Source organism: Frankia sp. Mgl5, from assembly GCF_023242985.1.
GTDB lineage: Bacteria > Actinomycetota > Actinomycetes > Frankiales > Frankiaceae > Parafrankia > Parafrankia soli.
The window spans coordinates 1-1,096 of record NZ_JALKFY010000786.1; the positions used below are offsets into that span (position 1 = coordinate 1).

The following is a 1,096-nucleotide window of genomic DNA, read 5'->3' on the forward strand; positions in this document are numbered from 1 at the left end:
ACAAGATCGGGAATGTGTTGGCCGCCTTGCCGACCTCCGCGCACCCGGGTGCGAAGAAGGCGCTCGCCGAGATCTGGAACGCCGAGGACCGGGCCCACGCCGAGCAGGCAGCGAGGGCGTTCACCAAGGCGTACGGGGCGAAGTTCCCCAAGGCCACTGCGAAGATCGCCGACGATCTGGGCGTGTTGCTGGCGTTCTACGACTACCCGGCCGAGCACTGGATCCACCTGCGGACCACGAACCCGATCGAGTCGACGTTCGCGACCGTCCGCCACCGCACCAAGGTCACCAAGGGGCCGGGGTCACGTGCCGCAGGGCTGGCGATGGCCTTCAAGCTCATCGAGTCCGCCCAGGCCCGCTGGCGCGCGGTCAACGCCCCGCACCTGGTCGCCCTCGTCCGCGCGGGTGCGGTGTTCGAGGCGGGCGAACTCGTCGAACGCCCACAGCCCCACGCCGCATGAGCAGTCCCCGCCCCGCTCACCCGGAGGCGTCGGCTCGTGCCTCGGGCGCACCAACCGGCAGAGTGATCGTGATGACCGGGCCGCCTGGCGCGGGCAAGAGCACGATCGCCCGGCGGGTGGCCGACCGGCTCTCGCTCAGCGTGCACCTGCACGCCGACGACTTCTGGCACTTCATCCGCCAGGGCGCCATCGCGCCCTACCTGCCCGAAGCACACCACCAGAACACGATCGTCATCAACGTCGTGGCCCACACCGCGTTCGGCTACGCCGCCGGCGGCTACGACGTGATCTGCGACGGCATCATCGGCCCCTGGTTCCTCGACGCGTTCCGTGCCATCAGCACGACCAGCGGTATCGAGCTGCACTATCTCGTGCTGCGTCCCGACGAGGCGACGACGCTCCGCCGAGCTACCAGCCGAACCGCCACCTACGCGTTGACCGACCCCGAGCCGATCCGCTCGCTTCACCACCAGTTCAGCAGCCTCGACACCCTCGAACCCCACGTGTTGGACTCCAGCCACATGGATCCCGCGGCCACGGCAGAGGCCGCGTTGCACGGCATCACCAACGGCCACTACCAGCTCAGTTGATCTCCATCAGTCCGCCACACGATCCACAGGTTTTGACAATTCCTC

At 68.2% G+C, this 1,096-nt stretch carries 2 protein-coding genes; both read left to right on the forward strand.

Going from position 1 to position 1,096, the window contains the following annotated elements:
- A partial coding sequence (locus MXD62_RS27630) for a transposase (RefSeq protein WP_248832323.1) occupies positions 1-461 on the forward strand: 461 nt, incomplete at its 5' end.
- A 71-nt stretch (positions 462-532) separates the two neighbouring features.
- Positions 533-1,051 carry an AAA family ATPase gene (locus MXD62_RS27635; RefSeq protein ID WP_248832324.1) on the forward strand — a complete coding sequence of 173 codons (519 nt, stop codon included), beginning with the start codon at positions 533-535 and terminating at the stop codon, positions 1,049-1,051.
- Positions 1,052-1,096: the final 45 nt, after the last annotated feature.